The sequence below is a fragment of the Pedobacter folensis genome (genome assembly GCF_056490665.1).
In genome coordinates, this window is sequence record NZ_JBWJIF010000001.1 from 2,198,553 (window position 1) to 2,207,533 (window position 8,981).

Sequence of the window (8,981 nt, forward strand, 5' to 3'; positions counted from 1 at the left end):
TACATAAACTTCAAAATATCTTCACTTAAAAGTTATTACTTTAGCCCTTTAACTAAAACACAATGAAGAAAATATCCTGTCTAATCTTTACCATTTCTATTTTTTCGATTTCGCTTTCCTCAGCCCAAACTAAAAAACCTGCCACAGCAACTGCTAAAGCATTCCCTGCCGAAGTTGCCCGTCCTAAACTGGTGGTTGGCTTAGTGGTTGACCAAATGCGCTGGGATTATCTATACCGCTATTATAACCGCTATAGCAACGGTGGTTTTAAAAGATTAATAAATGAGGGTTTTTCTGTAGAAAATACATTTATTCCCTATACCCCAACTTATACTGCATGTGGCCATACCTGTATCTATACGGGTTCGGTTCCGGCGGTTCATGGTATTATCGGCAACGACTGGTATGATCCTGAAACTAAAAAGAATGTATATTGTACTGAAGATTCTTCTGCATCTACTGTTGGCAGTACACCTTCATCAGAAGGGAATATGTCGCCTAAAAATATGTTAACCACCACCATTACTGATGAATTGAGGTTAGCTACAAATTTTAGAGGTAAAGTAATCGGCATTTCATTAAAAGACAGGGGTTCGATCCTTCCGGCTGGCCACGCGGCAAATGCGGCATATTGGTATCAAGGCAGCACCGGAAACTGGATTACCAGTACTTATTATATGAAAGAAGTACCCACCTGGATTGCTGATTACAATAAGCTGAAATTAGCCAATAAGTTTTATGCAAAAAACTGGGAAACATTGTATCCAATGAATACTTATGTAAACAGCACTGCAGATGAGAAAGCTTACGAAGGAAAAGCGAGTACCTTCCCTCACCAGCTTACCCAAAACATTGATAAAAACTTCGATGCCATCAGAAGTACACCTTACGGTAACACCATCACTTTAGACCTGGCCAAATTGGCCATTCTTTCTGAAGATTTAGGACAGGATAACATTACCGATTTTCTGGCAGTAAGCTGTTCATCTACCGATTATGTTGGTCATGCTTACGGTCCGAATTCAGTCGAAGCAGAAGATACCTATTTACGTTTAGATAAAGACTTCGAGGAGTTTTTCAATTACCTGGATAAAAAAGTAGGTAAAGGAAACTATACCGTATTTTTAACTGCCGACCACGGTGCTGCCCATGTTCCTGGATTTATGCAGGAGAATAAATTACCTTCAGGCGTAGTGAGCGATAGAGATATTGCAAACAAATTAAATGCTTATTTAAATGATAAATTTAAGGTTAACAATATTGTTTTAAAATCGATGAATAACCAGATCATTTTCGATCATGACAAAACTGACAAAGGGAATGTGAGTTTCGATGTAATTAAATCGGCATCGGTAGAATTCTTAAAAAGATTAGACGGTTTCCAGAATGCAGTTGATATTGCTAAAATATCACAATCTACCATTCAGGAAATCCAGAAAAAAATGATTACAAACGGATACAATGCCCGTAGAAGTGGTGATATTTATTATGTACTAGCCCCAAACTGGTTTAATGGTGGTAGCACAGGTACTACGCACGGAAACTGGAACCCCTACGATTCGCATATCCCATTGGTTTTTATGGGCTGGGGGATCAAAGCCGGAGCATCTAATAAAACACATTACATGACCGATATTGCGCCTACCCTGGCGGCACTACTCCATATTCAAATGCCAAATGGTACTGTTGGAGAACCGATCACAGAGATTACCAATAAATAATTCGAAAAACTATGCCCACCGGCATAGTTTTTTTGTTTTAAAGCAAAAGTGATAGGTCCTTAAAAAGTATTCTCATCGCGTGGAGGAATCCCGACTGCGTCCCTATGGTGTGGACGCATCTTTTGATTGTTTTTTATGCATTTTGCTAACCAACGTTAATAAAGTTCAGACTTTACCAAAGAACGTCGTCAATCCCAAGTGGCAGAAAAATCAAAAAAACAGTTACAGAATAGAACAAATTGCACCACCAAACCTTAAACACAGTGGTTTTGTGTTCAATAATGATGATTCTCTGCTTTTAAAATGTATTGAACACAAAGCCCGAAGGGCTCAATCAGACCAAAGAAAATAAAAACAATTCCTGATTAAACGAAGTGCTGCTGTTTTTTTGATGAGCCTGGGACAGTGAGAAGCCACATTGCCGGATTGACAAAGCGCTTTGGGTACTTTGGCGCTCCAACCCCGATGAAAATCGGGTCTTGAGCACAAATAAAACATCATGATCTGCGAAAAACTACCATGCCCCCGCGGCAGAGAGCGGAAAAATTAATACTTTTCGTAAACGTTAGTTCTTTTTGGACTAGATATTTTTAATACCAAAAAAGATGCTGAAATAAATTCAGCATGACGATCGACCTGGACTAGAAGCTAAAAATTAATTCATTATTAATAAATGTTAATCTAATTATTTCTTACATATCCTCAAATGTATACATGCTAAAAATATTAAACCATTTTCCCTATTTTAGATCATGGCAACATACACCGCAACCAAACTTACCCCCATGCTCGAGTCGCATGATATGCCGGCAACATTAAAATTCTATACTGAAATTTTAAATTTCAGCTGTGCTGCAAAATTCGATGACCTGAGCTGGTTAAGTCTCCAGAAAGATGGTATAGAAATAATGTTCTGTATCCCTAATGTGCACCACAATATCCCCAAACCGATTATGAGCGGCTCACTTTATATCAAAACAAACGAAGTAGAAAGCCTCTGGGAAAGTTTAAAAGATACCTGCGAAGTTTGTTACCCGCTTGAAGATTTCGAATTTGGCATGAGAGAGTTTGCCATTTACGACAATAACGGTTATTTACTGCAATTCGGGCGAGATTTATAGCTGAACCAAAAGCCATAACGGTATAGGGTATTCGCTGTTTAAGCTGCTTATTTTAGTACATTTGCGTACCAAATATATTTGGAAACAAGGATCGGTAATGAGCGCATACCGACCCCTAAAATCCCATAGTATGCAACAAGTAGAAATCTATAAGCCTAAAAATAAAATCCGTTTTGTAACCGCTGCTTCTCTTTTCGATGGGCACGATGCAACCATTAATATCATGCGTCGTATCCTCCAGTCTTCAGGGGCTGAAGTTATCCACCTCGGCCATAACCGGTCAGTTGATGAAGTGGTAAATTGTGCCATTCAGGAAGATGTTCAGGGTATTGCAATGACTTCTTATCAGGGCGGACACATTGAGTATTTCAAATACATGTACGATCTCCTGCAGGAAAGAGGATCAGGCCACATCAAAATATTTGCAGGTGGCGGTGGTGTAATTTTACCTTCAGAAATTGAAGAACTCCAGGCCTACGGAATTTCTAAAATATACTCTCCAGATGACGGGCGCAAGATGGGTTTACAGGGCATGATCAATGATATGCTCGCACAAACCGATTTCATGACCAAAGCCAGCATCACCAACGAGCTCGAAACCATTCCTGCAAAAGATATCAAAGCCATTGCCGGAGCCATTACGGTTGCAGAAAATGATCCTGAAGGTGCCCAGAAATTTGTTGATGAATTAAAGAAACTTTCCAAAAATAACACTGCTCCTATTTTAGGTATCACCGGAACCGGTGGGGCAGGAAAATCATCATTGGTAGATGAATTGGTACGTCGTTTTCTGGTAGAAGTGAAAGATAAAACCTTAGCCATTATCTCCGTTGATCCTTCAAAAAGGAAAACCGGGGGTGCATTATTGGGCGATCGGATCCGGATGAATGCCATCAATAACCCGAGGGTTTACATGCGCTCCTTAGCTACCCGGCAGGCAAACCTTGCACTATCTAAAAACGTACAGGAAAGTATCGATATCTGCAAAGCGGCAGGTTACGATTTAATTATTGTAGAAACCTCAGGCATTGGCCAATCCGATACCGAAATTACCGAGCATTGTGATGTATCCTTATACGTAATGACGCCTGAATTTGGTGCAGCAACACAACTTGAAAAAATCGACATGCTTGATTTTGCCGATCTGGTGGCCATTAACAAATTTGATAAAAGAGGTGCTTTGGATGCTTTACGTGATGTACGCAAACAATACAAGCGCAACCATAATATTTTCGACGCCAAGGATGATGAAATTCCGGTTTATGGCACCATGGCTTCGCAGTTTAACGATCCGGGCATGAATAACCTGTTTGTGGCCTTAATGGAGCAGATCAAGGTAAAAACCGGAACTGATTTTAAGGCCAAAATGGAACTCACTTCAGATCAGTCAGAGAAGATTTACATCATCCCTCCCGATCGCATCCGCTATTTGGCAGAAATTGCCGAAGCAAGCCAGATGTATAACGAATGGGTAGATAAACAGGCAACAATTGCCCGCAAAATGTACCAACTGAAAGGTGTAATTGATCTGTTAAGTGAGGCAAATTTACCTGACAAATCAAAAGTCTCCTCAGCAGGGGGAGATTTAGAGGGGGTTTATGCTTTTTTCGAAGAACAGTTAGATGGCGAATGCAAACGTTTATTGCGTCAATGGCCGGATACCAAAAGGGCATACAAGGAAGAATTTTTCATTTATAAAGTCCGCGATAAAGAGATTAAACAACCCTTATTTTACGAATCACTTTCAAAGCTGAATATACCAAAAGTCTCTTTGCCGAGGTATGAAGATTGGGGAGATATATTAAGGTGGCTGTTAACCGAAAATCTTCCGGGCGAATTCCCCTATGCAGCAGGTGTATTCCCGCTAAAAAGAGAAGGAGAAGATCCGACACGGATGTTCGCAGGAGAAGGTGGCCCTGAAAGAACGAATAAACGTTTTCACTATGTTTCTTTAGGTCAGCCCGCACATCGCTTATCAACCGCTTTTGATTCTGTTACGCTTTATGGAGAAGATCCGCATATCCGCCCCGATATTTATGGAAAAATCGGAAACTCGGGTGTAAGTATTGCCACTTTGGATGATGCTAAAAAACTCTATTCGGGTTTTGATTTATGTGCGCCATCAACCTCTGTATCCATGACCATTAACGGTCCGGCCCCAATGTTATTAGGCTTTTTCATGAATGCCGCCATCGATCAGCAATGTGAGAGATACATTATCGAAAATGATTTAACCAAAGAAGTTGAGGCTAAAATTGATGCCATCTATCAGGCGAAAAATATACCAAGACCGTCATACAACGGTACTTTACCCGAAGGAAACGATGGTTTAGGTCTGATGCTTTTAGGTGTTACCGGCGATCAGGTTTTACCAGCCGATATTTATGCGAAGATCAGGACCAAAGCCATCAGTTCGGTTAGAGGCACTGTTCAGGCCGATATTTTAAAAGAAGACCAGGCACAGAATACCTGTATCTTCTCTACCGAGTTTGCGCTGAGGATGATGGGCGATATCCAGAAATACTTTATTGATGAAAAAGTAAGGAATTTTTATTCGGTGTCCATTTCCGGCTATCATATTGCCGAAGCAGGTGCTAACCCCATTTCGCAGCTGGCCTTTACCCTCAGCAATGGATTTACCTTTGTTGAATATTATTTAAGCAGGGGCATGCATATCGATGATTTCGCCCCTAATTTATCTTTTTTCTTCTCTAACGGTATCGACCCGGAATATGCCGTTATTGGTCGCGTAGCCAGAAGAATATGGGCTAAAGCCATTAAGAATAAATACAAAGGAAACGATCGATCACAGAAGCTTAAATACCATATCCAAACTTCTGGCCGTTCCTTACATGCACAGGAAATCGATTTTAATGATATCCGTACCACTTTACAGGCACTCTATGCGATATACGATAACTGTAATTCATTACACACCAATGCCTACGATGAGGCCATTACTACTCCTACAGAAGAATCTGTTAGGAGAGCGATGGCTATTCAATTGATCATTAACAGAGAACTGGGACTGGCCAAAAACGAGAACCCATTACAGGGCGCCTTTATTATTGAAGAATTAACCGATCTGGTAGAAGATGCTGTGCTTGCCGAATTCAAACGCATCAACGATCGTGGCGGCGTTTTAGGTGCTATGGAAACGATGTATCAACGTGGAAAAATTCAGGAAGAAAGCTTGTATTACGAAACACTTAAACACACAGGCGAATATCCGATTGTTGGTGTGAATACTTTTTTAAACAAGAATGGCTCACCGACTATTGTTCCGGGAGAAGTAATACGCGCTACAGAAGATGAAAAACAATACCAGATTTCGGCATTGCAAAAATTTCAGGATCGTAACGCAGACCGTGCAGCAGATCTTTTAAAACAACTTCAAAAATCGGCCATAGCAGGCGATAATATTTTCGAGCAGCTCATGGAAGTATGTAAAATATGTTCGTTAGGACAAATTAGCAAAGCGCTTTACGAAGTTGGCGGTCAGTATAGAAGAAATATGTAAATGAGGGCAATATTATTAATCTTTATACTTGGCTTTGCGATCCAAGCCTCGGCTCAGAAAATGCCCGAGTCATCATTTATTATGGTATTAGGTGTGGCCCAGGATGGTGGCTACCCACACATGGGTTGTCAGAAAAACTGCTGTAAAATGGCCTGGAAAGATGAAAAGTTAAGAAGAAATGTGGTTTCACTTGCTTTGGTAGATCCTAAAACCAAAAAATGGTGGCTTTTTGAAGCAACACCTGATATTAAGGCACAGCTTCAGGATTTTAGAAAAAAAACGAATGAAACTTATCCTTATTTACCAGAAGGCGTATTTCTTACACATGCTCACATTGGTCATTACACAGGCCTCATGGAATTCGGCAGGGAGGTAATGGCCACACGCAATCTAAATGTGTATGTACTCTCCAAATTCAAATCTTTTTTAACAGAAAACGGCCCATGGAGCCAATTGGTTTCCTTAAAAAACATCAACCTTATCGAACTGAAGGCAAATAATCCCCTTGCCATAGCAGAAAATAAGATCACCGCATTTACTGTTCCTCATCGCGACGAATTTTCGGAAACAGCTGGTTTTAAGATAGAAACACCTGCAAAGAAGTATCTTTTCATCCCTGATATTGATAAATGGAGCAAATGGGACAAAAGTATTATTGAAGAAGTAAAAAAAGTGGATGTAGCTATGCTCGATGCTACATTTTATACCAATGCCGAACTCGGTAATCGACCTATTTCAGAAGTACCACATCCACTGGTAACCGAAACAGAAGGCTTATTTGATAAAGAAGATGGTGCCATTAAACATAAAATTTTCTTAATCCACTTCAATCATACCAACCCTTTACTTTGGGATTTACCTACACAAAAACAGGTTTTTAAAAATGGATTTAATATTGCGAAACAGGGGGATGTTTATTGATAATTCAATATTTCAATTCTAAAGATTTTAGTTCTCCTATTTAATGCGATCGTCATGCTGAATTTATTTCAGCATCTTTCTTGCAAGATAGACCCTGATCCCGAAGGTTCGGTACAGGGGTGACGAATCTTACTTATAGGGATATTTAATCAACAAAAAAAGCCCTGATTTTACATCGGGGCTTCCATATATCTATCAATTGCTCTTATCCGGCAATCCAGCTAAATTTATAATCTATAGTTGGGTTTTTCATGCGCTCAGCAACACGTAATAAACGCGAAGGTAAAGCCATAATATAATCGCGGGCTTTTTCACCAGCTTCATTTAAATCACGCATCCCCTCAATTTTCCAATCTTCAATCAACTGTTGCATAATCTCAACATAATCAATCGCGGTATAAACACCTAAACGTTGCGCAGCATCAGTAAAGTGACCAAATGTTTGACCTATTTTCAAACCTACCTCGCGTAAGAAATGCGCTGGCATTACAATTTTCTGGCGCATCATATCTTCAAAAGCCAACATCGCTTCATTAGGGTCAACCTCAAAAATACGGTTCATGAAATCTTTATAAGCTTTTGCATGTCTGGCTTCATCCGATGCAATTACACCACACATTCTGGACAATAAAGTATCGCCGTCTTTTTTTGCTAAAGAGGCTACCCTTCTGTGTGAAATGTTAGTGGCCATCTCCTGGAAAGAAGTGTAAATAAAGTTGCGGTAAGGATCATGACCGGTACCAATATCGAAACCATCAGCAATCAGGTATTGAGTAGAAATTTCCATCTGGCGCATATCTACACGGCCCGACAGGTATAAATATTTATTCAATAAATCACCATGACGGTTTTCTTCTGCAGTCCAGTGTCTGTTCCATTTCATCCAGCCGCCGTCTTCCTTCATGCTTGGTCCCTGCACCATGGCCAACCACGATTCGTATGTAGGTAATGCTTCTTCAGTGATCGTATCACCTATTAATACAGCTACAAGATCGTAAGAAAGATCCTTTGCATTATCCCTTAAAATTCTAATATCTTGATAAAATGTTTCGCTAGTAGAATCAGGAAGAAAATCAGACGGTTGCCAGTTAGTATCAATTGGTTTTAGATAGGTATCCATCATCTCCAGCATATACTTTTCTATATGCACCATTACTTCCCTTCTTTTATCTGCAAAAAAACTCATTACTTTTGTTTATATATTGTTAACAACAAAGATAACCAAATATTACAGCAAACCTTGTGATATTAACATATTTAGCATTAAATGAGTTTTAAAAGAGCTCTAAATTATCAACATCCCGCTTTAATAGGTTAAAAGCATAGTTTAACTCACATGGTAGCATCATCCAGATGATTAAATATCTGACGATTTGGAACGTAACATTAAGGACATCCAATCACTTAATTACCCTAACAGCTTAATGGTTGAAATAAGCCCTGTTATAATTCCTTTTATCATTAAGTAATTTAGGACATTAAGAAACATGTTATCCAAATCCTTAACAGCTTAATATGGTAGAAATAACGATTTAGGCTTACAGGTTTGCAAACGAGATTTAAAACCATAGCCATGCATTTCGAAGTTTTTGGAGCGCAATTCCTGCACCATGTAGGCTGGGTCCTGTCCTGCTGTCCGCTGCAATCCTTTTGGATAGCTGTGTGATCAACAATATAGCTGTAACCAAAAGGGATTTT

General features: G+C 39.6%; 5 protein-coding genes. 4 read left to right on the top strand and 1 reads right to left on the bottom strand.

Annotated elements, in window-relative coordinates; translation table 11 throughout:
- The first annotated feature begins 62 nt into the window (after positions 1 to 62).
- The 4 genes from pafA (at position 63) to AC04QZ_RS08535 (ending at position 7,283) form a co-directional block, all read left to right on the top strand.
- A complete protein-coding gene (gene pafA, locus AC04QZ_RS08520) occupies positions 63 to 1,721 on the top strand; it encodes an alkaline phosphatase PafA (protein ID WP_478357408.1) in 1,659 nt (552 codons plus the stop codon).
- A 752-nt stretch (positions 1,722 to 2,473) separates the two neighbouring features.
- Complete coding sequence (locus AC04QZ_RS08525) at positions 2,474 to 2,842, top strand: VOC family protein (RefSeq protein ID WP_086547396.1); 369 nt, start codon at positions 2,474 to 2,476, stop codon at positions 2,840 to 2,842.
- 130 nt (positions 2,843 to 2,972) lie between these two features.
- Positions 2,973 to 6,362, top strand: a complete 3,390-nt coding sequence (locus tag AC04QZ_RS08530) for a methylmalonyl-CoA mutase family protein (protein WP_478357409.1) — start codon at positions 2,973 to 2,975, stop codon at positions 6,360 to 6,362.
- 60 nt (positions 6,363 to 6,422) lie between these two features.
- Complete coding sequence (locus AC04QZ_RS08535; protein WP_478357410.1) at positions 6,423 to 7,283, top strand: MBL fold metallo-hydrolase; 861 nt, start codon at positions 6,423 to 6,425, stop codon at positions 7,281 to 7,283.
- A gap of 205 nt (positions 7,284 to 7,488) precedes the next feature.
- On the opposite strand, the gene AC04QZ_RS08540 is transcribed toward AC04QZ_RS08535, so the two are convergent.
- Entirely contained in the window at positions 7,489 to 8,469 is a 981-nt protein-coding gene (locus AC04QZ_RS08540) for an acyl-ACP desaturase (protein ID WP_086547398.1), read from the bottom strand.
- Positions 8,470 to 8,981 lie beyond the last annotated feature (512 nt).

Excerpts from the sequence above, each read along its gene's own strand:
- AC04QZ_RS08530 (WP_478357409.1), top strand. The coding sequence starts at position 2,973 with ATGCAACAAGTAGAAATCTATAAGCCTAAAAATAAAATCCGTTTTGTA.
- AC04QZ_RS08540 (WP_086547398.1), bottom strand. The coding sequence starts at position 8,469 with ATGAGTTTTTTTGCAGATAAAAGAAGGGAAGTAATGGTGCATATAGAA.
- AC04QZ_RS08535 (WP_478357410.1), top strand. The coding sequence starts at position 6,423 with ATGCCCGAGTCATCATTTATTATGGTATTAGGTGTGGCCCAGGATGGT.
- pafA (WP_478357408.1), top strand. The coding sequence starts at position 63 with ATGAAGAAAATATCCTGTCTAATCTTTACCATTTCTATTTTTTCGATT.
- AC04QZ_RS08525 (WP_086547396.1), top strand. The coding sequence starts at position 2,474 with ATGGCAACATACACCGCAACCAAACTTACCCCCATGCTCGAGTCGCAT.